At 53.5% G+C, this 22314-nt stretch carries 27 protein-coding genes; 1 reads left to right on the top strand and 26 read right to left on the bottom strand.

The window, feature by feature from the left end; translation table 11 throughout:
• Position 1: 1 nt before the first annotated feature.
• The 10 genes from AC0IWZ_RS01820 to AC0IWZ_RS01865 all read right to left on the bottom strand — a co-directional run bounded on the left by AC0IWZ_RS01820 (position 2) and on the right by AC0IWZ_RS01865 (position 8275).
• On the bottom strand, positions 2-919 hold the full coding sequence (locus tag AC0IWZ_RS01820; protein ID WP_471678288.1) for a hypothetical protein: 918 nt from the start codon (positions 917-919) through the stop codon (positions 2-4).
• A 331-nt stretch (positions 920-1250) separates the two neighbouring features.
• A complete protein-coding gene (locus tag AC0IWZ_RS01825; RefSeq protein WP_471679100.1) occupies positions 1251-3905 on the bottom strand; it encodes a conjugative transfer ATPase in 2655 nt (884 codons plus the stop codon).
• Positions 3905-4294 carry a TIGR03751 family conjugal transfer lipoprotein gene (locus tag AC0IWZ_RS01830; RefSeq protein ID WP_471678287.1) on the bottom strand — a complete coding sequence of 130 codons (390 nt, stop codon included), beginning with the start codon at positions 4292-4294 and terminating at the stop codon, positions 3905-3907. The genes AC0IWZ_RS01825 and AC0IWZ_RS01830 overlap by 1 nt, the downstream gene beginning before the upstream one ends.
• Entirely contained in the window at positions 4294-5625 is a 1332-nt protein-coding gene (locus AC0IWZ_RS01835) for a TIGR03752 family integrating conjugative element protein (RefSeq protein WP_471678286.1), read from the bottom strand. The genes AC0IWZ_RS01830 and AC0IWZ_RS01835 overlap by 1 nt, the downstream gene beginning before the upstream one ends.
• The gene (locus tag AC0IWZ_RS01840) at positions 5622-6404 is read right to left on the bottom strand and encodes a TIGR03749 family integrating conjugative element protein (protein WP_471678285.1); all 783 of its coding nucleotides are present in this window, start codon (positions 6402-6404) and stop codon (positions 5622-5624) included. The genes AC0IWZ_RS01835 and AC0IWZ_RS01840 overlap by 4 nt, the downstream gene beginning before the upstream one ends.
• On the bottom strand, positions 6401-7027 hold the full coding sequence (locus AC0IWZ_RS01845; RefSeq protein WP_471678284.1) for a PFL_4703 family integrating conjugative element protein: 627 nt from the start codon (positions 7025-7027) through the stop codon (positions 6401-6403). The genes AC0IWZ_RS01840 and AC0IWZ_RS01845 overlap by 4 nt, the downstream gene beginning before the upstream one ends.
• Complete coding sequence (locus tag AC0IWZ_RS01850) at positions 7024-7377, bottom strand: TIGR03750 family conjugal transfer protein (protein ID WP_471678283.1); 354 nt, start codon at positions 7375-7377, stop codon at positions 7024-7026. The genes AC0IWZ_RS01845 and AC0IWZ_RS01850 overlap by 4 nt, the downstream gene beginning before the upstream one ends.
• A 3-nt stretch (positions 7378-7380) precedes the next feature.
• Entirely contained in the window at positions 7381-7707 is a 327-nt protein-coding gene (locus AC0IWZ_RS01855; protein ID WP_471678282.1) for a TIGR03745 family integrating conjugative element membrane protein, read from the bottom strand.
• Between the two features lie 17 nt (positions 7708-7724).
• Entirely contained in the window at positions 7725-7958 is a 234-nt protein-coding gene (locus AC0IWZ_RS01860) for a TIGR03758 family integrating conjugative element protein (protein ID WP_471678281.1), read from the bottom strand.
• Complete coding sequence (locus tag AC0IWZ_RS01865) at positions 7955-8275, bottom strand: integrative conjugative element protein, RAQPRD family (RefSeq protein WP_471678280.1); 321 nt, start codon at positions 8273-8275, stop codon at positions 7955-7957. Before AC0IWZ_RS01865 ends, AC0IWZ_RS01860 begins: the two co-directional genes overlap by 4 nt.
• Positions 8276-8514: 239 nt before the next feature.
• Between AC0IWZ_RS01865 and AC0IWZ_RS01870 the strand changes: the two genes are divergently transcribed.
• Complete coding sequence (locus AC0IWZ_RS01870; RefSeq protein WP_471678279.1) at positions 8515-9201, top strand: RipA family octameric membrane protein; 687 nt, start codon at positions 8515-8517, stop codon at positions 9199-9201.
• A 62-nt stretch (positions 9202-9263) separates the two neighbouring features.
• Here the strand turns inward: AC0IWZ_RS01870 and AC0IWZ_RS01875 are convergent, their stop codons facing one another.
• From AC0IWZ_RS01875 to AC0IWZ_RS01950, 16 genes are all read right to left on the bottom strand, one after another.
• The gene (locus AC0IWZ_RS01875) at positions 9264-10025 is read right to left on the bottom strand and encodes a hypothetical protein (RefSeq protein ID WP_471678278.1); all 762 of its coding nucleotides are present in this window, start codon (positions 10023-10025) and stop codon (positions 9264-9266) included.
• Positions 10026-10116: 91 nt separating this feature from the next.
• Positions 10117-10800: a TIGR03747 family integrating conjugative element membrane protein gene (locus AC0IWZ_RS01880; RefSeq protein ID WP_471678277.1), complete on the bottom strand. Its 684-nt coding sequence runs from the start codon at positions 10798-10800 to the stop codon at positions 10117-10119.
• Complete coding sequence (locus AC0IWZ_RS01885) at positions 10800-11066, bottom strand: hypothetical protein (protein WP_471678276.1); 267 nt, start codon at positions 11064-11066, stop codon at positions 10800-10802. Before AC0IWZ_RS01885 ends, AC0IWZ_RS01880 begins: the two co-directional genes overlap by 1 nt.
• Entirely contained in the window at positions 11029-13062 is a 2034-nt protein-coding gene (traD, locus tag AC0IWZ_RS01890) for a type IV conjugative transfer system coupling protein TraD (RefSeq protein ID WP_471678275.1), read from the bottom strand. Before traD ends, AC0IWZ_RS01885 begins: the two co-directional genes overlap by 38 nt.
• Entirely contained in the window at positions 13059-13466 is a 408-nt protein-coding gene (locus AC0IWZ_RS01895; protein WP_471678274.1) for an integrating conjugative element protein, read from the bottom strand. The genes traD and AC0IWZ_RS01895 overlap by 4 nt, the downstream gene beginning before the upstream one ends.
• A complete protein-coding gene (locus AC0IWZ_RS01900; protein WP_471678273.1) occupies positions 13463-13993 on the bottom strand; it encodes a lysozyme family protein in 531 nt (176 codons plus the stop codon). Before AC0IWZ_RS01900 ends, AC0IWZ_RS01895 begins: the two co-directional genes overlap by 4 nt.
• A complete protein-coding gene (locus AC0IWZ_RS01905; protein WP_471678272.1) occupies positions 13969-14619 on the bottom strand; it encodes a TIGR03759 family integrating conjugative element protein in 651 nt (216 codons plus the stop codon). The genes AC0IWZ_RS01900 and AC0IWZ_RS01905 overlap by 25 nt, the downstream gene beginning before the upstream one ends.
• Positions 14620-14625: 6 nt before the next feature.
• Complete coding sequence (locus AC0IWZ_RS01910) at positions 14626-15234, bottom strand: hypothetical protein (protein WP_471678271.1); 609 nt, start codon at positions 15232-15234, stop codon at positions 14626-14628.
• Complete coding sequence (gene pilL2 / locus AC0IWZ_RS01915; protein WP_471679099.1) at positions 15227-15691, bottom strand: PFGI-1 class ICE element type IV pilus protein PilL2; 465 nt, start codon at positions 15689-15691, stop codon at positions 15227-15229. The genes AC0IWZ_RS01910 and pilL2 overlap by 8 nt, the downstream gene beginning before the upstream one ends.
• A gap of 234 nt (positions 15692-15925) precedes the next feature.
• Positions 15926-16219, bottom strand: coding sequence for a YciI family protein (locus AC0IWZ_RS01920; RefSeq protein ID WP_471678270.1), 294 nt, complete (start codon positions 16217-16219; stop codon positions 15926-15928).
• Positions 16220-16350: 131 nt separating this feature from the next.
• A complete protein-coding gene (locus tag AC0IWZ_RS01925; RefSeq protein WP_471678269.1) occupies positions 16351-16767 on the bottom strand; it encodes an STY4534 family ICE replication protein in 417 nt (138 codons plus the stop codon).
• 563 nt (positions 16768-17330) lie between these two features.
• Positions 17331-17825 (bottom strand): DUF3158 family protein, encoded by a 495-nt coding sequence (locus AC0IWZ_RS01930; RefSeq protein WP_471678268.1) that lies wholly within the window; start codon positions 17823-17825, stop codon positions 17331-17333.
• Entirely contained in the window at positions 17815-18513 is a 699-nt protein-coding gene (locus tag AC0IWZ_RS01935; RefSeq protein ID WP_471678267.1) for a PFL_4669 family integrating conjugative element protein, read from the bottom strand. The genes AC0IWZ_RS01930 and AC0IWZ_RS01935 overlap by 11 nt, the downstream gene beginning before the upstream one ends.
• Positions 18514-18709: 196 nt before the next feature.
• Positions 18710-19978 (bottom strand): type II toxin-antitoxin system HipA family toxin, encoded by a 1269-nt coding sequence (locus tag AC0IWZ_RS01940; RefSeq protein WP_471678266.1) that lies wholly within the window; start codon positions 19976-19978, stop codon positions 18710-18712.
• A 2-nt stretch (positions 19979-19980) separates the two neighbouring features.
• Positions 19981-20466 (bottom strand): helix-turn-helix domain-containing protein, encoded by a 486-nt coding sequence (locus AC0IWZ_RS01945; RefSeq protein ID WP_471678265.1) that lies wholly within the window; start codon positions 20464-20466, stop codon positions 19981-19983.
• Positions 20467-20759: 293 nt separating this feature from the next.
• On the bottom strand, positions 20760-22058 hold the full coding sequence (locus AC0IWZ_RS01950; RefSeq protein ID WP_471678264.1) for a Fic family protein: 1299 nt from the start codon (positions 22056-22058) through the stop codon (positions 20760-20762).
• Positions 22059-22314: the final 256 nt, after the last annotated feature.

Genomic DNA, 22314 nt, shown 5'->3' on the forward strand with positions numbered 1-22314 from the left:
ATCACCTTATTAATTTGAAGGCATTACAAATGTTAGCAACTTGTGATTTACATTCGAGAATACCTATTGCTTTCTTCATTTGCTTACACTTACTTAGCTTTGCGTTAAAAATTAATGATTTAAAGTTATTAATCAGCTTGTTATGAGGTTCTGAGCGACGAAATTTATATAGCTTAAATAACCCTGTTCTTTGATAGTCATATCCATACCTTGACAAGAATGCCATCAGGATAAAATGGAAACAATTAATCAAATGCCATTTATTGCAAGATTTATTCTGCGTAATTGTAGAAATAAAATTGCAAACCTTTGCATAATCTACTTCGTCTTTAGATCTGAATTCTGAAAAAGTAATAACTCCAGTAGGGGTAAACATTTTTTCAACCATGCTAGTAAGATCGTCTTTGAAAAAATGGTCTATGTCATGTTCATTGTCATATCCAGTATCGTTCAACATCGAAGCATCACAAAATATATTTTGCATTGTTTTTATGTACTTAACAAAATAAAGATCATCCTTATCTGAAAGAGTCACATCTATATATATCAATTCTCTTTCGAACTTTAAACACCAAGCATAAAATGCCAAAAATCGATAGCAAAAAGTTTGCAAGTAATATTTGTCACTCAGTAATTCATTACTTTTAAAGCTATGCCATCCTTTGTTACAATTACCTGAAAAATTCCATAACCGATGATTCAATGATTCAGCTGAGTCAAGTAAAGGCATTTTATATTTTGATATTGCTTCTTTAATTTTCTTTTTTTGTTCGTAGTTATGCTCTGCTTTTATTTTATATACGTGGAAATATTTATTCCATAATGGCGTACACACTCCTTTGATTAAAAACAATAAAACTGTAACTAATGCGGACACTAGTGCTGCCATAACGGAGGGGTTTAAAGTTATTTCAGGCATATGGATCTTTTTTCTTTTTTATTGCTGGTGTTTGAAATTTTAATATAAAAATGGCTTTACCACAATAGAGTATGCCTAACCATGTTGGCACTATATCATCGCAGTCAAGCATAAGGGTGATAGGAGTCAAAATGTATTCGCTGCAAATACTTAATCTGCGCAAGATTTAAGTTAATAATCACCTTGATTTTAGTGCAGGCGTCATCCGTAAGTCAGGCTCGGCTCAGCACAATATACTCCCCGATACTTAGTGTTATAAAGTGCTAACAATCTCCGCTCTTGGCACTAACCAGGCCATCGCACTTAGTTGAATCCATAATAGCATTACAAATCAGCCACTGGAAAAACACCTTTCCGCCACCCTCATCGCCGCCTCCAGCTCACTACACCCAGAGTCCTTCATAATCCGCATTCGTTCAGCCTTCTCATGTTTCTCCGTCATCCCCAGCGCCAGCCACAGGGCTGGGGATACCACGCGGAACAGCGCTTCCACACGCGGCGAAAGCACCACGCCTTCGGTGTATTTCCCTGGGGCTTTGGTGGCGCTAAGCAGGAGCTGACGTTGTTCTGGCGTCAGGGATTTAAAGCGACTAACCTGCTCCACCTCCTCGGGAGGCATCACCAGTAACTCCCACCACTCGATCATATTGAGTAGCTTTTTCGCGTCATCCGGGAAATCACTCAGGTTTTGCGTCGCCAGCCACAGCCAGATCCCCAGCTTGCGCCACATCTTCGAACCCTTGGTCAGAAATCGCGCCAGCAGCGGGTTAACGGTGATGATATGCGCCTCGTCGGTGATATTGACGATGGGCCGCGCCAGGTGCTGGTCGCGTTCGCCGAGGTTGTTGATATGGTTAATCAGCGAGATATAGGCAATCGCCAGTTGTGCTTCATACCCCTCGCGGGCAAACATTGCCAGATCCACCAGGGTGATATCTGCCTCCGGCCACGCTTCGCCCTCGCGATTAAACAACTCCCCTTCAAACCCGGAGCAGAACATATTCATCGCTTCCCCCATCTCCCACAACCGGTTACGGCGGGATTCCGGTAGTGCCGCATCCTGTGCCAGTGTGAACAGCGAATTGCGAATGTCCTGCGTCAGCGTCTGTCTTTTCTCGCGAGCGGTGAGCCGGGCCGCGTGCAGAATCGCTTCGCGAATCAGTGCCCGGTCGGATCGTGTCAGGCGTGCGTCCTCTTTCAGTTCGCCGCCGGTGATCATCAGACGGGCGGTGATCTCCATCTCGCCCAGCAGATCGCGCTGCTCGTTATCGGCGTCTTCGGGATCGTCATCATCCGGTTCTGCTGAAGGCACATCGCTTTCCGACAGTTTCCACGCGTCTGCAAACAGCGGCAGCGTGATGCCGGATCCGGGCTTCAGGCTGATTTTATTCACCGTCAGGCCGTGCTCGCGGGCGTAATCAGCCATCAGCCCGAACGAGTTGCCCGCCTCGACGATAAACAGGCGCGGGCGGTGCAGCGCCATCAGTTGCGCGATTTTGGCATTCAGGGTGGCAGATTTACCTGCGCCGGTCGGGCCAAGCAGCAGCAGGTGCCCGTTCTGGGCGCGGTCCTCGCGGTTAAGCGGATCCCAGCACAGCATTCCGCCGCCCCGGTTAAAGTAGCTGACGCCCGGATGCCCGGTGCCGCTCTCGCGGCCAAACAGCGGCAACAGGTTGGCAAGGTGCTGCACAAAGCAGAAACGGGTGTAGAGCTGGCGCTTATCCCTTGCCGGATCGAAGCACATCGGTAGCCAGCGTAACCACGAACTGAGCGGGGCGATCTCGTCATTCTCCTGCACCGGAACCATACCCGCGTTCAGCAGCAGGCTGTTCAGGTTGCGCACGCGTCGGGTCAGTTCACCGTTATCTGGGGCAGAAAGATAAAACGCCAGTGCGCTGCGATAGAGCTTGTGACCGTCCTTCAGCCAGTGGCGCACCTCCTGGCAGTCTTTTTTGGTGTACTCCGATTCCACGTTTTCGCCGATGGCGCGATCGCTGAGGCGGCTTAAATGCTCCTCCAGCCGATCCTGCGGCCAGACGACGATGGTCAGCGCCATAATCACCCCTTCCGGCAGTAGGTCGAACAGCGCGTTAATGCCGTCGCCGCGTGCGGATTCTCCGGTCATGTGGCCGATGGTGGGTGGCTTGCGCAATCTGTCCAGCACGATGACTTTATGCGGACGCTGGTCGAACAGCCATGTTCCCTGCGCGGCCTGTGAGCGGGGTTCGTTGCACAGCAGGCTTTCGGCAAAGTCGAGCAATTCCGGCATGTCATCCTGCTGCGCCATTAGTTGCCAGAACTGTTGTGGTGAATCGGCCATCTGCGGGGCGGGATTAAACCAGCACAGCAGCCAGTGGCGAATGGCCTCACATTCCAGTCTGCGGGCGTGAATACCCGCGCTCGCCAGCGCGGAGACCATCCGCTCACAGACAGTATTCAGCGCCTCTTCTGGCGAGTCTTCCAGCGGATCGTGGGATTTGGCGGGTAGCCAGCGGTAAACCACCATCCGGGTGTGGCGTTGCTGAGCACGCCAGCGGGTATGGCTGACGGCATCGTCCAGGAAGTAGCCTTCCGGGCGGGAAACCGCGTGCAGATGGCGCTCCATCTCTTCCAGCCAGGCGCGGGTAAAGTCAGAGTTCTTCGCCTCCGGTACAGAGTAGTCGCGCAGTGCGGCCAGCCAGCTTGCGGTGTCATCCTCATCCTGGCAGTAAAACTGCACCACCCACGGATGGCGGTCGTATTCCGTGAAACTGTCCTGCAGCGCATCTTTCAGGATATCGCGCAGTTCTTCCAGTCTTGCCGGAGAACGGCCTTCGGTACCGAACGGCGTGATGTCATACACCGCGCCGACCGAGCGCCCGTCATCCAGCAGCAACGTTTTGCTTTCCGGCTGGTATTCCACCCACGGCAGAAAATCGACAAATGACGCGCCTTTCTGATACAGGCTGTCCACCGTCTGTTCGGTTAGCGTGCCGCTGCGCATCATCACAGTGGATCGGTCCGCTCGCCGGGCAGGGCGTACTGCACCCGGTTGTAGAAGGGAAAGACGGTGGTGTAGCCCGGCACCGGTACGCCTTCGCTACCCGCCAGATGGGGAAAAATATACATCTCCAGATCCGGATTCGGCAGTCGCCGGAACAGCGCCTGCGTGGCATTGCCGTCGCTGCGTGTGGTCTGTTGTTGTTGCGTGGTTAGCGTGGCCTCATCCAGCGGGCGACGCAGAACCGATCGTGTGTCGTACAGTGCCTGCGCATCGTTATTCTGTCTGCCCCAGATATTCAGCATGGTGGTGTTTTTATCCACTGGCAGCAGAGTTTTCTGGTCGGTGCTACAGGCGGTCAGAAGTAATGACAACAGCAAAATCAGGGTACGCATCAGTCCAGGTCTCCAGTGCGATCGCCCGCCGTGCGATAGTTTACCCGCCGCCCGTTGGGATCGTAGTCGATGGCGAGCTGGCGAGTGAGATGGATGGCAACGGCCTGGCCGGGTGGCACATAGATGGCGTCGAACATCTGGCCGTAGCGCTGTTTAAACCAGTCTGCGCTCTCCTTCAGGCCACCGCCCAGTGCCTGGCCGAGCACGTACTGCCCACTGTCGCCCGTCAGCGCGGTGGTGACGGAGCCATCTTCCACGGTGGAGGTGGTCTGGTTGTTCGCCAGTGCCTGCGAGGCGGCGGACGATCCGGCCAGCAGGAACTGCGAGCCAATATATTCAGCCGCGTTGGACTTGCGCTCGCCGGGGATGCAGGGCAGGCCGTGAGGGTCGGACAGCCAGCCGATATTGCCCTCGCTGCCACTTCCTGTTTTCTCACCTTCGGCGGGTAGCGTGCGCACCGTGCCGTCGCGAAAGACAAAAGTGATTGACGTTAAGCTGCCGCGCACGCAGGAGAGCGTCCAGTCGCCGGTGGCGCTGCCAGAGATCACCGCGCCTTCAATGTCGGGCAGTTCGATGCCATTGGCGGTGAGGTTATCGCGGCCAATCAGCACCTTGAACGGGTAAGGGTCGGTAACGCTGCCGTTCAGCGGAATACGCCCCAGTAGCGCGGTCATCGCCACCGAGCCGATTAACGTGCTGTTCTGCGGCAGGGTGTAAACCGGTTTGACGGCGGCGGGCGGCGGTATTTCAGGTTTTGACTCGGCATTTTGTATGGCAGAGGGAAAGGTCAGTTGCAGTGGACGACCGTTTTTATCGGTTGGCAGGGCATCAGCCGGGGTTATCCAACGCAGTTGGCTACCGGAGGCCGCTTCCGGTTCATCAATTCCCAGCCCGGCCAGCGAGTCATCCGTTGTGCGGTTGCCTTTAAGCTGTTGGATCTGCGTCTGTAACGAGCTGAGCAATTCGTTTTGCTGCTGCGAGGCGCTGGTTTTCTGGCGGTTAATCGCCTCACTGATACGGCTGTCGGTATCCTGCTCACGCTCACGCAGGCGCTGATTTTCCTGCAACAGTGCGGCGTTGTTGGCCTTTACCGTTTCCAGTTCCTTGCGCCAGAGCTTCATCTGGCCGACCAGCGTGGCGACGGTATCGGCAGGTGTGTCGCCCTCAATCCCGAGCGCTTTAAGCTCGTCGTGGCTGAGGGAGGTCGCGGGTGCTGATGATTTTGGCGGGGTGGTTTTGCGGTCCTGACAGGCATGAAATAGCAGGACGCTGCCCGCCAGCAGGATGAGCGGCGTCAGAACCCGCAGCAGGATATTGGCCTGGAGTTTCATTTCTTCTTCTCCGGCGCAGGCTCCGGCAGGATCGCCTGTTCAGGCCGCTGGTTGCGGGTGATGAGATAGAGCACGGTGGTATCTTCGGCACTGCCCGCAGGCCCCAGCCAGCGATGCTGAAAGGTGGCGGTGTAAAACTGCCCCTGAAGCTGGCGCGGCTCGAGTTCCAGCCGGGTGGCGCTTTTGTTCTGCAGCCGGATCGCCACCAGGTGATAAGGATCCAGCCGCCAGCCGCCGATCGGTATGGCGCTGACGGGTAATGCGGGCAGCAATGTGGTGATGGTTTTTGCCAGCCGCACGCCTTCGGGCTGAACGCCCGGCAAAGGTTCCACGGCGCGTAGCGGGGCATACAACATCTGCGCGGCATAGCGGGTGAGCGCGACCGGAAGCGGTGTCGGTGGCTCCGGGGTTGCGTCAGGTTTCGTATCTGCCGGTTTTTCCTCTTCGCGGACAATGCGCATTGGCTCCCGGATGTGCTCGTCTTTGCTGGCGGAGACATCCAGCAAAATCAGCTCGCCGTTCTCTGTGTCCTGAAGTTGCAGTCGGGTAGCGGAGAACGGCTGGCTGGCGAGCAGGTACAGCGTGCCGTTGCTGCTTTGAATGCGTAGCTTACCTTCCAGCGCGGCGGGATAGCCCACCCGGACATTACGATCGACAAAGACGATCCGCTCCTGCCCGATATTCAGCACCACCGGCAGCGGAATGCGTTCCCACTTCACCAGTTCGACGGCGTGCAGGGGCAGGGCAACCAGCAGGATCAGCAGTGGGCGGGCATTCATGGTTTAGCCGCCTCCAGCTTCTGCGGCGGCGAGGAGAAGCAGTCCAGCGCCAGTCCCCACGGATTTTTCTGCTGATCGATGTCATAGCGCAGCACCTTGATGGGATAACGGACCATCGCCCGCTTAACGGGTTCGGAGTGGAAATACTCATCGACAGTCAGATCCAGCGTCACAATCCAGTTGTCCCGGTCGAGGATCTGCACCCGCTTATCGCTGAATCCCCGACCGGGGATTTCATACACGCCGCGTACCCGGTCACGCAGTTCGCCGTTTTGCAAACGCTGGCGAAATTCCCGGTCAATCTGGCTGTAGCAACTGGGGGTAAGATAGGCCCGTAGGGCGCTGAGGTTACGGGGATAATCGGCCTCGCCGTTGGTCGGCCAGCGGTTGATCTGCTGAAACACCGAAAACGCGAAGGCGTACACCGTGGCGGGCGGCACTTCCCACCACGGACGCTGACTGGCCGCGCGGAGATCCGGCGGCAGATACACCGTGAGCTGGCGTGGGGCACTGTACCAGCCGAATCCCATGCCTGATGCCAGCAGGAATAACGCAACCAGCGCAATATGCAGGGTGCGAATATGCGCATCCCGCGCGGCCAGCGCATGTTTAAAGGCGCTCATCGTCGGCTCCGGCGAATGGCCCAGACGCCATCGTGCAGGACAAAACGCTGAGCGCCGATGCCGAAGCGGGCCAGTTTCAGTTCCAGCGCCCGATACAACCAGCTCTCCGGGCGTCCGCGTTTTAATCGTGCCAGCCAGCGCCCGCCACAGAGGATCGCCAGCGCACCACCGGGCAGAGCGCAACCGGGAATAAAACTCCAGTTGTGCCACAGTATCGCCGGAATGGTTCCGGCGATTGCGCCGGTAGCCAGCCCGACCAGCAGTGCTATCATCAGCTCGCTGACCGTCAGGCCGCGAAATACTGCTGGCTCGTGGTTCAGCCGTTCCGGGAGAAAAGGGATGGTGCTCATGGCTTAAAGAATATCCGAGGCCTGGTTGAGCAACCAGATGGTGATCACCAGCAGAACCGCGCCGACGCCCGCCATTGCGCCTAAATCTTTCCACTGCTTACGTCCGGCCTGGATTTCGGAGTAGGTAGCAATGCAGTTGTTGGCGACCACCAGAAAGCCCACGGCGCAGACGCCCAGCGTCATCAGGATCACAATGTCGTAGCCGTAGTTCTGCAACGTCTCCATAATGCCGTCGCCCTGACCGCGTGAAGGATCCTCCATCTCTGGCAGATCGGCATATGCAGGCAGGGCCGGGAACCACAGCAGCCATCTGAAGATGCGTTTTTTCATTGTGCCTCCTGAAGCCGCTAACTCAGCACCAGCCAGAAACTGACCAGCAGCAGTAAAATGGTTCGCCCGCCGATGCTGCCCAGCGCACGCCAGCTTACCCGCGCCGTTGCCACGCCCCGGTAGGCGTCATTCAGCGCCCAGACCACCCATAGCAGCAGAAAGGCGCTGAACAGGCCGAGCATCACCAGGCTGACGGCATCGGGTTTTACCAGGCTGGCGGACTGGAAGGCGTTGATTTGCTCAGGACTCATGGCGTGGTTTTCTCCTCACGGTATTGCCCGGCAAGCGCTGTCATATCACGCGGCTGGGCGCGGGCGGGTGTGAGGTAATGTTCAATCCCGCTGCGCAGGGTAGTGATATCGCCGTGGATGCGTGGGTAGTCGAAGTAGTAACGTTCGCTGATGCCGGTTCTGGCGCTCTGCTGGGCACGATGGAGTGAGGCTTCGATTTGGCTAAGCTGGTTGAGGGTCAGCGTTAGCTCTTCGCGCTCAGTGAGAGGGGCTGCGAAAATACCTCTCGTATGGCATAGAATTATGAAAAGTATGAAAAACGTATAACAGGATTTCATGATACATTATCCAGATAACCTATTTTGAACAATAGTAGGGAAGCATTACTGCAAGAGCTGTAGGAAAATGTTTATCCACGTGTTATGTTTTTAACTGATTGTGGTAAGTTATCTTTTTCTATTGTTATGCTTCATATTATTCGCTACGCATGTAATCATTTATATGGATAAAGATAAAATTTTGCAATATATTCAAATTCCCTATTGTTTTTCAATGTGTTTTAAGGAGGGTTATAAGTATGTCTACGGATAAATATAATAAATATTTTGGTATAACTAAATTCACGATTAGGCCTACAGATAAACATATTCGAGCGTTTTCTCAAGTTGCCGATATTCGAAAGTTTGAAATCGATATGTATTGGAAAAGAGCAGCTTACTTCTGGACTATTATAGCTGTTACATTTACTGGTTTTTTCGCTTTATCTGCCTCAAGTTCTTTTCCTTATAAAGACCTCTTTTTATTGTTGCTTTCTAATATGGGATTGGTCTTCACATTCTCATGGTATTTGGTGAATCGCGGTAGCAAATATTGGCAAGAAAATTGGGAAAATCATCTTGATCACATGGAGGATAAAATCACAGGACCTCTTTATAAGACAATATTAGAAAGGCCTAAAGTTAGCAATAAAAAGAATAATAAAATCGATCATTTTTTTACTGGCCCCAGTAAACTATCTGTTTCTAAAATAAATCAATGGGTTGCTATATATATATGCTTTATCTGGTTTTTTCTAATAATGATAGCATCATCGAGTGTTTTTATTGAGTTGAAAAACGTCATGCCCATTCCTAAATCATATGTGGCCATGGGTTTTATAGTGCTTTCTTTTATTGCAATGATTCTTATGTATTGGAAAGGAAAGACGCATTCGGGGGAGCATTTATCATCATTAGTTGAAAGGCATTCTCGTATAGTTCCATAATATCAAGAAGAGATATTACCATTATAAGTAATATCTCGTGTTTATTGTAGGAAATATAAAAATTATTTCTTCTTCGGTTTATGTCTTCGACGCAATGCTCGACTATGCATAGAACGCTCTTTAATCAATTCTTGATTAAAGAGCGTAGTGCCAGATGCCATTTGCTCATAAAGGTTATTATTACTCCTTACTTTTTTCAATATGCTTAGTAAGATAGGTGATGCCTCTACACGCCCCTTATCCATAAAAAAGCATAACTGTTTTGCAAAGAAATATAATGTAATAGAATAAGAAAGAACTGTTATCTGAACCCAAAGTGATTGCACTATGTTATATTCACCATCTGCAACCTTGAATGTTAGATAAAGAAAATAAAAAGAAGTTGATACGCTAAATAGTGAAAAAAAGAACGCTATTTTTTTAGGGTATGATCTGCTGCCAACTTTATAGGTAAACAAACGAAAGGTACCTATATTTCCAAATACTAAAAAACCGAATCCAGCCATGCTAATATCAACAGCTGTATTTGTAAATTTCATGGAGGATAAATTGTATAATAATAGTGTAAAAACAAATAGAGACAGCAAACTAATAAATTCTATTCTTACACCTCCATAGAACTCTATCATATAAGGGGAGCTCTTCTTTAGAGTTGCCATAATAAAATCTAACAAATAAACAAATGCAATTATCCATGTTGCCGATGGTAATTGATATTTATAGAGGCTTATAAGCATAGCAATTGGCGATGTTAGATTAAATGGAAATGCAATATAAGACCAAATTATTGATACTGCGACAGATAAGTAAACTATAACCTTCACTATATAGCTCTCTTTTTACGTATCGATTGAGCTTTATTTATACCATGACTAAGTTGTGACGTGTTATACATAGCCACATGGTTATGGAATATTATAAATATTTTTTGAATGTGCCGACAGCCACAGATATGCCAATTCCAGTTACCATTGCTCCCAGCACTAACACAACCCTCGGCTCAAGAAAAACCGGCACCGCCAGCCACACTAACCCCGTTGCCGCCAAGCTGGACTTGATCATACGCCTTGCATGGTGATAAACAAACCCGGACTCATGGCCTGCGCCGAATCTCCGTAAGTCGCGTCGTACCAGTCCGTCAATAAGGCCAATGGTAATGGTCAGCGCAAACAGTGGTAGCGCCTGCAACAGAATCGCCAGCCGCAGCAGAAAGGTGAGGGTGACATTGCTCGCCGACAGTAATGCGCAGCGGATTACCGTAGTGACCGTCTCCGTCCAGAACAACCCACTTTGCCCGTTGAGCGAATGAACCAGCACCGCAATCCCTTGCTGCAACGTATCGCTGACAATTGCCAGATCTTCAATTAACCACACCGGTGCGCCAGCAGAGCTTTTCCACCACTGCCATGTTGCCTGCAATACCTGTTCACTGTGGCTGGCGCAGGCGTTCCGCCAGAAAAACGCATCACCCAGCCACTCCAGCGCTATTGCCAGCATCCACGCGCCCAAGCAAAAGCCGACCAGCACGCCGGGCAGCAATGCGATCCAGCCGAGCAGTCCGGGACGACGCACTGGTCCTGGTGGCGCATGTTCGGGCATCAGTGCAGCGGCAGCGTAACGTAGCGGCAGAGGAACCGGGCCTCGTGAGCCTCATCCAGTCGTACCTGAAAAATATCGTGTTCATCCTGCGGTGATGTAGCTTCGCGCCATGCCTGAAAGCCTTGTAAGTTCATACTAGTGATAATCTGGTCAGGCGTTTCGCCCTGTGCCAGTGCATCCACCGCCTGTTGCAGGGGAAGAGGCAGCGTCTGTGCAGGCCACATCACTTCAACGCTCACGAGCTGGCGGTGTGTCCGGGGTATCATTGGTTGTTTCCTCCGTGGTTTCACTGTCGTTCAACCATAAAATAGGGGCTTTTTTCGCCGTTACAACTGTCTCCGGGCGGTTCCACCATACGGGTGTGCTGTCGTACTGTTTTTCCATATAGCGGGCGATTTGTGCGATGTTTTCCGGCATCAGCGGATCGTGCGCTGTGTCTGGTAACGGGATGCGCAGTTTCCAGAGCTGACCGCCTTCCAGCAGGGCAAACGCCTGACCTTTGGGTAACTGGACCAGTGAGGCGGGTTCCAGTAGCGGCACCTGTACGCTGCTTACGCGATCCTGGGTGTTGCTGGAAAAACCAATGCCGCCCTGGGCATCGGCGCTGTCGGTGACGCCGGAGCTGACGCTGTTGCTGAGCACATCCACTCGCGGCAGTTGCTTCGTCAGCAGTTCGGCGGTGGCGGTTTCCCGCACCCGCATCATGATCAGGCTGTTGAAGTTGCCGATCACCTGTCCCGCTTTGGCGCGATCACCGATGCGGGCTTCGATATCGGAGAGCGTCTGGGTGTAGGCCGTGACCTGGATGCCCGCGCCGCCGCCTTTGTTAATCAGCGGAATAAATTCATCGCCCATCAGTTCGCTGAACTCATCGCAGTGCAGGTTGATCGTCGCTTTTTCTTCCGTCTGCGGCAGACCGTCCATCACGCCGTGTTTGTAGATATGCCCGGCGATGCTGACCAGATCGGCAAATATCGAGTTGCCGACGGCGGCGGCGATTTCTGCATCGGATAGCGCATCCAGCCCAATATAGACAATCGCCCGCTGGCGAATCGCCTGCTGCCAGTCGAATACCGGGCGAGGATCGTTAAGGTCGCCATAGTCCGGGGCCAGCAGTTGCGCGATTTTCCCGGTGGTCAGTTTTTCCAGCAGCGGCAGCAGCGAGGCGACGATCTTATCGAAATAGGTTTTGTCATAGCGGACGGCGGAACGCAGGCCGTCGAGGATCGGGTCATGCAGTCGGGTGGTGGAAAGGTACTGCTCCAGCGCGACGACATAGCTGTCCCGCCCCTGAAGATTACGCGGGGTGTTCTTCTCGGTGATGCCACCGGCAATGCGCACCACGTTGTCCCATGCCTGGCGGTCGTGGCCGGGCAGAAAGACGCGGGCGTAGTCGATAAACAGCTCGTCGATATTGATAACGTGACGGGCGATGCGGGCATAATCCGGGCGCTGGCCCAGTGCCACCAGGGCGCGGGTGATGATATTAACGAAGCGCCACGCGAACTCGCGGAAGGCGGCGGAGTTACCTTCGGTGGAGAGTTGCCCGGCGATGCGGCTGGCCACTTCCGAGATGCGGCCAAAGCGCCCGACGGCGTTATAGCGGGCAGAGATCTCCGGCCAGCCCAGATGGAACAGCCAGAAAACACTTTCCCGCCCGGCGCGGTGCGCCTCCGCCCACACGCGACGCAGCAGGTCGGCGTCGCCCTTGGGGTCGAAAATAATCACCGTGTCGCCACGGCGAATATCCTGGGCAATCAGCAGCTCCGCCAGCCGGGTTTTGCCAACGCGGGTGGTGCCGAGGACCAGCGTATGCCCCGGTCGGTCGCGCAGCGGCAACGTGACGCGGCCTTCGCGCAACTCCACGCCATGCAGCAGCGGATCGCCGCCGCTGGCGGAAGGATGGTCCGTGCGCAACCAGTGCTCACACTGCGGCAGACGACACAGATACAGCCGCTGGGTATGCGTGGGTAGCCAGCGAAAGCCGCGTCCGAGAAACAGGGCGTTGGCCAGTAATGGGATGCGGCTGGCGGAGAGCGTCCAGAGTGGCAGATGGCGCACGCGGCGGCGAAAGCGCAGGATGCGCACTCCCTGTTTTAGCCGCAGGGCAGACAGTGAAAGCAATGCCAGCGCCAGCAGCCAGCCGGAATAAGGCGTCAGCAGCAACGTTTGCGGGGCGATGACACACCATATCGCCGCCAACAGGGCCGCGCTGGCGCTGTAAAGCTCCACCGCCGGGCGCAGGATAAAATCGAGCCTCACTGTTCCAGTCCCTTGTCGGTAATCAGTACCGGATAAGCGGTGATGGACAGGTGTTTTGCCATATCGTCGGCGCTGACCGGCAGTAGCGTCAGTTTGGGCGCGATGGCTCTCAGAGCATTCAACCGCGCCAGCGTAGTGACGTTCACGACCAGCCCGGTGGCGTGCAGGGTTTTTAACGCGTCCCGGTGCTGGCGCAGCCATTCTGTGGACTGTAGATCATCGCCGATTAAAAACAGCGGCGTCATTCCCGGCAGGTTGAGCGCCAGACGAGGTTGCTGGCCGGGATGCAGATTGTGGGTGATGACGGGCAATAACCGGGTTTCATCCAGCGCCTGTATGGGAACGGCAGGCCCGGCAATTGCGGCGACAGTAAACAGCAGCATGGCTGGAATAAGGTGTTTCATGGCGACGTCCCTGATGCTGAGAGCAGCCGGATTTGCTGGCTGATCTTCTGGCGGTAAACGGCGGCGGGTTTGCCTCCGGCAGGGTGATGATAGCGGGCGGCGGCGTCCAGCCAGCTTCCGGGAGATGCGTTGTAGTGCTGACGCAGCAGCAGGGCGGTAACAGTGAGATTGTCTTCTGGATCAAAGCTGGCGCACAGCGAGGGGAACCACTGGCCGTTCCAGCCGAGGTTAATCTGTCCCAGCCCGGCGTCGATGCGTTTCAGGTTACGGGTACGGGCGAAGGTCAGCAATGCCCGGCAGGCTGAAGTACGGCTGGGGTAACGGTAGCCGGTTCCGGCAATATTCAGCGTCCACGGCCACGGATGCAGTCCCTGTGCCAGTCGGGTGCCGCTTTCAGCGCGGGCCACCGCGTAGAGCAGTTCAGCCGGAACCTGCTGCTGGCGGGCGATTTGCGCATACAGCGGCGGCACGGCACAGGCGTGAGCGCTGATGAGCAGGGCTATCAGGGGGCAGAAACGGGACGCCATTGCTCCCCCTGTTGTTCCAGCAATAACGGTAACTTTCCACCACCGAGGCGTTGCCAGCGTCCGTTATCGTGATTAAGGGTTACCTGCCCGCGTTCGACCTTGCGCATATCAATATGCTGGCGCTGCGCCCAGCGTTGCAGGCTGGCATCATCGTTACGGCTGTTGACCAGCCAGATGTCCAGCGAGCGGTCATCGTTGATGAGCTCTCGCGCCAGCGTCTCGCAGGCCGGGCATTTTTCGCTGACGAACAGCGCCAGCCTTGGCTGGACAGCGCTGCGAATGGGCGTCAGCGTCGGGTAAAGTCGCTTCCACGCCTGGTCGTAGGCACGCTGGAACACCAGCTCTTTCTCCACGCGCTGATGCTCTTTACGGGCCAGCAGCTCGGCATAGCGCTGGCGTTCAGCGTCGCTGTTGGCTTCCACGCCGAGGGTGGTGAGGGGATCGAGTCCTGGCGACCAGATGCCGCGCTCGCCCTGACGCAGTTGCTGGTAGCGCTGCCATTCGCTGTCGGTCAGCCCCCACTGCTGCGCCTGCGTGTGGGTGATGGTCTGTTCTTCAATACGGGTTTGCTGCGGACTGGCAAACAGCGGCAGTAGCAAAAGGTACAGCAACAGGTATCTGCGCATTGCTGTTTACCCTCCGGCGTTCAGCGTCAGCCGCTGCCCGTCTTTACGGAAAGTGGCGCGGTTGCCGTCCAGTTGCAGCAGTTGCCAGCCCTGCACGCTGTCGCCTGGGGCAACAAGCTGAAGCTGCGAAAGCGAGCGATAGCTGGTTGGGGCAATAACAGCGAACTGCTGCCCGGCGCGGAACTCGCTGCCGATAAGAGAAAAAGGGGCCTTTGCGGCCCAAAGCGGAGAGGGGACGGGGTGTTTTGCCGTGGCGCGGATGCGCGTGGCGGATTGTTGTTGCAGGTGTTGATAACTGGCGCTCAGGGTTTGGACTTGTCCCTCCAGTACCTTGAGCTGCTCGTTGAGGGGGTTAAGTTGTTCAGCGTGAGTGGTGTTGGCATCGTTAAGCTGGTGGGCGAGGGTTTCCGTGCGATCGGTGATGTTTTTTACGGCAACCTTCAGCTCGTGATAATCGCTGTCTGGCCGCGACTGGTCGCGCCACTGTGTTACCTGGCGTTGTGTCTGTTGCTGCGCCAGCGTCAGGGCATTCAGACGGTTGATGTAGTGGTACGCGCCTGCGACCAGCAGAAGGAGTGCGCTGCCTGCAATCAGAGACGCCAGACGTTTAAGCATGGCTGGCTCCCGTGCCTGGCGTGTTCAGGCGAAAACAGATTTCGCGGTTCAGCACATCGGTCTGCATCAGCCAGCCCGGCCCGGCCAGCGTTTTCAGCGCCTCTTCCAGCCGCAGCGGGCCGAGCCGGTATTGCGAAAGCGGCAGCGGTTTGCCAGCCAGAAATTGCGTCGGGCGGTCACTGGTGCACAGGCTGTAGCCGCTCTGTTTCAGCAGCCAGGCGAAGGCGTCGCCCACGGTGAGCTTCAGGTTCAGCGGCAGGTTGATGTTGACGATTTGGTGCAGCGGGTTGCGCTGGGCTTCGCCGGGGCGGGTGTTAATCAGCAGGTAGCGATCATAGCGCACCACTTCAGGTGTGGGTGGTGTGGCTGGTTTTGGCGCAGGCACAGCGGGTCGTTGGGACGCGGTGCAGCCGCCCAGCATCAGCAGTGTGATAACCCATCCCGTTGTTCGCGCCATTGTCTCTCTGAATCTGGTGAGGAATAGCCAGAGGGTGCGCAAAGGTGAGAAAGCAGACAACGCGAAATTGTTTTTCGGTGATGAAAAAAAGACATCAGGGCCACCACTTCGTGGCAGGCTAAGTCCCCTGTCGGTACAACTGAAAACACGCCGTTATCGTAACCGTGGATGTTTTTACCTAAGAGGCATGTTCATTATGGATGGCCCAATATGGGCTACTGAGCCGGTATAAGGTCAGAAAATATTTTCCAGAAGTGGCGATTTCATCGTGGCATCAAAAGGAATAATTTCAGTTTTAGCAATGTTCAATTTGTTAAATGGATCCTGACTAAGGCGTTCTTCCAGCGATTCAATATTGTCGCATTTTGCGAGGATGACTCCGCCATTTCGGGGTGTTCTCCTTCCGGACGCAAGAAACACTCCATCTGCGTAACCTTTTTTGAGCCATTCAACATGCTCAGGAATGTTAGCATCAACCTCGTCTAGTGGTTTTATATAAGTTAAAACAACTACATAAATCACGCTCATTTTAAAATCCTTATAGAAAGAAAGCCTTAAAAGGCTACCACCACAGGAAATGAATATGAAGCAATGTGATGCTTCCCGCACTGGTGGGAGAAGATTAAAAAGACGCCCGGAGTGGGCGTCACGATAAAGATTCAGGCTGCATCAGCTTCTGCCTCTGCTTCCTGATTTCCGGCCTGCCAGACGACTTCACCGTCGATTTTGACAAGGCCAATATAGAGCAGTCGGGCTTTCAGGCTGACGCCTGTTTCGCCTTTACGTTCGCCTTTGCTGTAGGTGAACATATCGACGTATAAGTCGCCCAACCGGAAGTGGATCAGCACCTTGCGCTTTTCATTGACCGCCTGCTCGCAACGGGCAATCAGCTTACGCGCTTCGCTGCCAGTGACTTTGCAGTCAAAGCGGACATAGTCCACGTCATCGGCGGCTCCGCTTAATGCGGCAATATCACAGCATAAAAAGGGTTCGCCGCGTTTTGGGGTGACGGTACGGATACGGTTAACGTAACCCAGACCGCTGGTGTACAGATTGAAGTAAGTTTTGTCGTTCATAGGGGCCTCTCGCTGTTGAGGAAGGTGATATGCAGAATGCATCGGGACAGAAGGGGGCGCCGGAGTGATGCTGCGCAATTAAAAGGATTGAGTGTCAGGAACCACGCCTTACGGCGGGTAGCGTGCAGGTTCCGGCTACCAGGTAAGCAAGGGGATTTAAACGAGGGGGAAGGGAAATTGCGAGGCGATATTCTGTTTTGCTGCACCTTAAATATCGTGTTCCGCACGGTGGCTGTTAAGGTGCAGCGGGCTGAAGGGGTCACTGTTCGCGTAGGGTTACGCGCGATTTCTGCCAGCAGTGTAAACCGCAATAACTGGCGCTTGCGCACAAACGGATCCCGTTGTTATCCGGTGGGTGCCGGAAAAATGCAGGAGGTCCGGGCGGATAGCGAGACGGCTGTCGCCTGGCTATCTGCCCGAATGATTCTTAACGGGGGCGTAAAGGTTGTTTTGCGCGACGGGAGCGTCACGAGCGCGAATCAACAAAACGAGCCGCGCTGTTGGGTGTGGAGTGAGAATAATCGCGCAGCCGCTTTGTGTCGCGGCTCAACTCATGTCCTGCGTCAGCTATTTTGTTGCCCCTGATGCAGCTTTTCTGCCTGTTCTATCTTTTCCTGACATTCCCGCGCCTGGCGGATAATAAAGGTCAGCACCGACATCTGCATATTGAACACGATGCGGTCCCGCTCGATTTCCAGTAAGGCATCTCTGGCGCGTTGCGGGATTTTGGGATCGCCAATCAGATTGCTGAATGCCGGGGTGCCGGATTTATTGTTCTGCTGGTTCCGCCAGCGCAAGAAGTTTGCGCCAGACGGGGCCGGGCCGATGGTGAATATCAGTGGAAGCTGGCGCACAGGGTAGCGTCTGGCGCTCTGGATTAAGCGTTGCATCAGCGGCTCCATCATCTCACGTACGCTTCGCGCGTTTTTCTCCAGCAACTCGAGCTCCCCCTTACTCTTAAAAGGCTTTAAAAGGCCTTTTAGCGAGGAGACGTAAGCCAGCATTTTATAGTCTTCATCAGCCAGCGGCTGATAGCCGGTTACGGGGTTATTCATCATCGATGACTCCGGGATTTTCAGTCTTGCCAGGCAGCGGTGATGAAAATGATGAGCGCAGTTTGCCGCTCAGTATCGCTTCCGGCAGTGGGCCTAAACGTTCAATGGCGGCTCTGGCCTGTGGTGTATCGTCGATAAAGTCCTGACGGGTCAGCCCGGAACCCTGATATTTCTGCGCCAGACCGAAGGCGCTGCGGATAACCGTTGCGCCGTTATTCAACCGGTTGTGCATTTCCCTGCGGGAGATGACGGCGATATGCGAGGCCAGCAGAAGCTGGCGGGCGAGCTGGTCGAAGTCAGTCAGCAGATAAACACCCTGATAGGCCAGCGGAGCGTTGATAAAAAGCGGAAAACGGGCGGGTTGTACGTTGAAGCAGTTTTCAATATCGATGCCTTCCGGCAATTCGCTGAACATGGCTTTCGCCTGATCCAGCATCACTTGCATCAACTTACGCGACTGCACCAGTTTCTCTTCCATACGCAGCATCCATAGATCGGCGTAAGGATCGTTATGTTCTGCGGCAATGCGCATCTGGTTGAGGATTTCGATAAAGCGCGGCATTCCGATGATTGGCGCAGGGCCGTTCTCGGTCGCCCGCCGCCCGGTCCACAGTCGGGTGGCGTTGTGGGTGTGAAGCTGAATATGGATCGCACTACGCAGGGGACCCATGTTGAAGGTGTAGTCCGACATATGTGTTTCCTGTTGCGGGTGGGTGTCAGCGCAGAGTGATGGCGTGAGGGATTGTGAGCAATGGGAAAACGAAAACGCAGGTGGGAAGATTGTTTGATGGAAATTTTGATGCCACTGGCATCACCCTTTCGCCTATCGGTTGATTGAGATTGATAGACGTTGGTATGATTCAAGTTGCATCAATATTTGTCACTTATTAGATTGCCAGTCTGAAGGCTTCCGCCATCTGTTCCTGCTCCCTAAACGGCAGGACAAGGCTATCAGCAATGGTTCGCCACTGGCTCACTATTCCTCGAAAGTTAGCAATAATTTCATCCGCTTCGGCTAGGTTCAGACGAAAGTATTCAGCAACTTCCCGTGCTAATTCCAGATCAAGAGCGTTATCTGCCTCAGTAATATTGAGTTTCAGGCCGTCAGATCTGGGGACCGGGTTTATATCGTAAGCTTCAGAAAGCCGCCAGCCCTGACCGGGAACCAGAATAAATCCGTGATTTCGCAGATGATCGTCGGTGTTGGATACCAGAATATTAAAAACGATGCGTGACCAGAGTTCTCGCAGGTCAGCATTAGTTCGCGCACCATTCCTGATCAGAACTTCAGCAAGTTCCAGATAGCTGACGCCTGTTGAGTAATCGTCACCATCCAGGTGTCGGGTTAACGTCATGGCTGATGCAAAATGAAGGCGCTGGCCGGATTCTGTCCGGTCAAAACGACGAACCATAAAGCAGTGATGTTCGCTGGCGAATTTATGTGCTTGCGCTGCGGCTACGTTAAGCCCACAGCCGACGGCAAGAGCATTAACAACCATCTCCCAGCCACCGACATCATACTCGTCTCTGGTGCTGGGAAATTTCGCGATATAGAGGTGTCCAGTATCATCAGCGACGCTTGCCTTTGGTCGTGCGCCCCCGAGAGAACCGCCTGGCGCTATCAACATTCTTAACCATTCCTGACCCATCAAGGCTCTGTTATCCGGATCGTCTTCAAGCGCCCTACTGGCCCTTTCTAGTGCAGCAATTTCGGTAAAAGGTGGTGCGGCAACATCAATTCGGTCATCGAGAAACTCACCTACATCTTCCAGTTTGTAACGCAGAGCGCCAACCCGATAGAGATCATGCACGCCCAGCAGAAAATCAGATTCATATAATTGCGTGCCTTCCGCCTGTAGTCCTTCGCGAATATCCCGTTCCAGACGCCGCTTCATCAACATCCGTCCCCATCGGTCCGGGCTGGAATCGCCAAAAACGCCAAATTTATCTCGTGGCAGCGTTGGGTACTGTGCCCCCTCAAACAACATTATTTCTGGGTCAAGTTGCAGAAAATTAAGTGCGGGGTTAGTTAATGCCAGCGGATCGTACTGAAATTCAAATAGTTCACGGGCACGGGTTCGGCGGCTATGCAGGAAGCCGATTCGTTTGGGACCGTACAGCCCATCCCAGTCTGCGTATACGCCGATCATTGCCATCGTCAGTTACCTTTCATGGGTTTCTTTATTGGTTTTAACAGTGCGGCCAGAGATGCAGATGTCGCGGCTGATGCTTTTACCCCAGTATTTCCTGGATGTGCTGAAGTTGTAACTTGTTTGCCGGAGGCATCGTGTTTAATTACGTCCCCTGTATGCGGGTTTTGGCGGTTGAAGGCTGGGGAACGAGAAACGCGCGCTTTTTTTATCAACCGGGAATCCAGAAGCTGGCGTCCCAGCTCGTCCTCGGCAGCAAGTTTATTCAGATCGTTTTCAAGCCCTAAAATCTGCATAACGGATAAGTAAGCCCCGATAGTTACACCAGCACTGCCTGATTCGAGAGAACGCAGAGTCATTGGCGACATACCTGCTCGCTCCGCAACCTGTTTTGCTGTGAGTTTACGCCGCAGGCGCGCGAGCTTGAGCCGCTCACCGAATTCAGCAAGCAACTGGTTAGTATCAGGAAGTAATGGAGCGGTTTTTTTAGCCATAGTGATAATATTTTATCTCTTAAAATATTATATCGCCATAATATTAGCACTTTTATATCGATTCAGCCTTTGTTACGGCTTGTAGTCAGTACATGAAATAGATGTGCTAATATTACTGCGATAATTGTGTTAAAAAGCCAGAATATTTACACTTTTTTTCTGTTGCGACGGAGGGGGAGCAAAGGGGAAGCAAAACGCAGGCGAGAAGATTGTTTGGCGGAAATTTTGGTGCCACTGGCATCAATCCCCATAACATTGTGCTGATTTATCAGAGGTAGTTTTTGGTCCGGGATTTAGCTCAGATCCTGGGATACCCTATAAACCGTTTTCTGGTCGTTTTCTGATATCTCGGTTAAGAGATTTTCACGAACCAGGGTCCGCAGGTCATTCCGCGCAGTGTTATCCGACACGCCCAATACCTCTGCTACGCCTGCGGCGGAATATTTCTTATCAGGCTCTGCGAGAATGATATTGAGTAGTGTGACTTGCCGCCCGCTCAGCCGCGATAAGCTCCCTGATTGATACAAAAAGTGGTCAATTCGGGCAGCGCAGGCAACCAGCTCGTCTACATGTTGCAAGAGCCTTGCCATTGCCCGATGGATAATACGAGTCTGATATTCAAGATAGTACGTCAGATCCATGCCATCGGTTTCAGTGTACTGGTAGCTGTGGGCGTATTTAGCCGGGGCGGCATGCAGTAGCTGGCTGATAGAGACGTATTTAAACGCGTCATACCCTGATTTCAGCATGTACCAGTAAAACAGCCCACGACTTGTACGCCCGTTACCGTCTCTGAAAGGGTGTTCGTGGGCGATCATGAAGTGAAGAATACAGGCCTTTACCAGCGGGTGAACGTAGTGTTCAGTGTCGTTTACGAAATCACACACTATTTGCAGACGTTCTGGCAGGTCGGCGGCGGCTGGAGGCTGATGAACAATGTTACCGTCATAGTCGGCGATCACTACATCATCGGTATCGCGGAATTCGCCGGGACGGTATTTTTCGTCGTTAATTCCACCCATGCCAACGGCATGGAAGCGGCGAATCAAGTCAGGTGTTAATGGCTCCTGGATAAGTTCCGGTATTTCGTCCATCAACCGCGCATTACCCGCGATCATGTGTTCATCTTCAGTGCGGGGAGCCCTGCCACTTTCCAGCATGTTCCGCGCCACAAGCGTGGTTGTGTTAGCGCCTTCCAGTTGCGATGAGGTGATCGGCTCTTCCAGGCTTAGTGCCGTTAACTCTTTACCTGCACCTCTGAGCCGGGTGGTAAGTTCCTTGAGCGCCAGCCTTGTGGCATGTTTATCTATCAGCTCGCATACTGACATGATGCCAGGTGTAAGGACAAAACCCGCTTGCTCGCCTGCTTTGTTACGATAATTGATCCGTAGCATGGCTGAGTTACGCGCCCGACGCGTAAGCGTCCAGGCGATAGCGACATTTTCTCCCCTGGATGTGCGGCGGCAAAATTCGTCAAACGGAAGATAGCGGCCTTTATCGTCCGTCACGCGACTGTAATGCTGGTGAGTTTCCAGATCCGCTCCGGTGAGCTCGGAAAACGGAACAAGTGCCGGTGGTCTTTTGATTGGCATGTGGCTATCTCAAAATTTCATTGATTTGAGATAGTATAGACCGCTCTTTACAACTATCTCAACATTTATTGTTTTTGAGATAGATTAATCTCAGCTAAAGCATGAATACTGGTAAAGCGTCTCAGCTTGCGGGGGAGCCTGGGGAAAACATACCGCGCTCCATTTGTTTTTCCGGTGCAACGGCGTGACAGTTTCTGATGCCTCTTTTTTACTGTTGCAGTTACGCACCTGATTTGTTCCATTAACAGGGCGTATA

Source organism: Buttiauxella sp. AC142 (assembly GCF_979253435.1).

What these genes read in the sequence shown, in the direction of transcription:
- AC0IWZ_RS01835 (WP_471678286.1), bottom strand. Translation starts at nt 5,625, where the DNA reads ATGAAACTCCAGGCCAATATCCTGCTGCGGGTTCTGACGCCGCTCATC.
- AC0IWZ_RS01910 (WP_471678271.1), bottom strand. Translation starts at nt 15,234, where the DNA reads ATGCTTAAACGTCTGGCGTCTCTGATTGCAGGCAGCGCACTCCTTCTG.
- pilL2 (WP_471679099.1), bottom strand. Translation starts at nt 15,691, where the DNA reads ATGGCGCGAACAACGGGATGGGTTATCACACTGCTGATGCTGGGCGGC.
- AC0IWZ_RS01925 (WP_471678269.1), bottom strand. Translation starts at nt 16,767, where the DNA reads ATGAACGACAAAACTTACTTCAATCTGTACACCAGCGGTCTGGGTTAC.
- AC0IWZ_RS01865 (WP_471678280.1), bottom strand. Translation starts at nt 8,275, where the DNA reads ATGAAATCCTGTTATACGTTTTTCATACTTTTCATAATTCTATGCCAT.
- AC0IWZ_RS01840 (WP_471678285.1), bottom strand. Translation starts at nt 6,404, where the DNA reads ATGAATGCCCGCCCACTGCTGATCCTGCTGGTTGCCCTGCCCCTGCAC.
- AC0IWZ_RS01945 (WP_471678265.1), bottom strand. Translation starts at nt 20,466, where the DNA reads ATGGCTAAAAAAACCGCTCCATTACTTCCTGATACTAACCAGTTGCTT.
- AC0IWZ_RS01935 (WP_471678267.1), bottom strand. Translation starts at nt 18,513, where the DNA reads ATGTCGGACTACACCTTCAACATGGGTCCCCTGCGTAGTGCGATCCAT.
- AC0IWZ_RS01845 (WP_471678284.1), bottom strand. Translation starts at nt 7,027, where the DNA reads ATGAGCGCCTTTAAACATGCGCTGGCCGCGCGGGATGCGCATATTCGC.
- AC0IWZ_RS01820 (WP_471678288.1), bottom strand. Translation starts at nt 919, where the DNA reads ATGCCTGAAATAACTTTAAACCCCTCCGTTATGGCAGCACTAGTGTCC.
- AC0IWZ_RS01920 (WP_471678270.1), bottom strand. Translation starts at nt 16,219, where the DNA reads ATGAGCGTGATTTATGTAGTTGTTTTAACTTATATAAAACCACTAGAC.
- AC0IWZ_RS01830 (WP_471678287.1), bottom strand. Translation starts at nt 4,294, where the DNA reads ATGCGTACCCTGATTTTGCTGTTGTCATTACTTCTGACCGCCTGTAGC.
- AC0IWZ_RS01855 (WP_471678282.1), bottom strand. Translation starts at nt 7,707, where the DNA reads ATGAAAAAACGCATCTTCAGATGGCTGCTGTGGTTCCCGGCCCTGCCT.
- AC0IWZ_RS01870 (WP_471678279.1), top strand. Translation starts at nt 8,515, where the DNA reads ATGTCTACGGATAAATATAATAAATATTTTGGTATAACTAAATTCACG.
- AC0IWZ_RS01950 (WP_471678264.1), bottom strand. Translation starts at nt 22,058, where the DNA reads ATGCCAATCAAAAGACCACCGGCACTTGTTCCGTTTTCCGAGCTCACC.
- AC0IWZ_RS01825 (WP_471679100.1), bottom strand. Translation starts at nt 3,905, where the DNA reads ATGATGCGCAGCGGCACGCTAACCGAACAGACGGTGGACAGCCTGTAT.
- AC0IWZ_RS01850 (WP_471678283.1), bottom strand. Translation starts at nt 7,377, where the DNA reads ATGAGCACCATCCCTTTTCTCCCGGAACGGCTGAACCACGAGCCAGCA.
- AC0IWZ_RS01885 (WP_471678276.1), bottom strand. Translation starts at nt 11,066, where the DNA reads ATGATACCCCGGACACACCGCCAGCTCGTGAGCGTTGAAGTGATGTGG.
- AC0IWZ_RS01880 (WP_471678277.1), bottom strand. Translation starts at nt 10,800, where the DNA reads ATGCCCGAACATGCGCCACCAGGACCAGTGCGTCGTCCCGGACTGCTC.
- AC0IWZ_RS01895 (WP_471678274.1), bottom strand. Translation starts at nt 13,466, where the DNA reads ATGAAACACCTTATTCCAGCCATGCTGCTGTTTACTGTCGCCGCAATT.
- AC0IWZ_RS01900 (WP_471678273.1), bottom strand. Translation starts at nt 13,993, where the DNA reads ATGGCGTCCCGTTTCTGCCCCCTGATAGCCCTGCTCATCAGCGCTCAC.
- AC0IWZ_RS01905 (WP_471678272.1), bottom strand. Translation starts at nt 14,619, where the DNA reads ATGCGCAGATACCTGTTGCTGTACCTTTTGCTACTGCCGCTGTTTGCC.
- AC0IWZ_RS01930 (WP_471678268.1), bottom strand. Translation starts at nt 17,825, where the DNA reads ATGATGAATAACCCCGTAACCGGCTATCAGCCGCTGGCTGATGAAGAC.
- AC0IWZ_RS01940 (WP_471678266.1), bottom strand. Translation starts at nt 19,978, where the DNA reads ATGGCAATGATCGGCGTATACGCAGACTGGGATGGGCTGTACGGTCCC.
- AC0IWZ_RS01860 (WP_471678281.1), bottom strand. Translation starts at nt 7,958, where the DNA reads ATGAGTCCTGAGCAAATCAACGCCTTCCAGTCCGCCAGCCTGGTAAAA.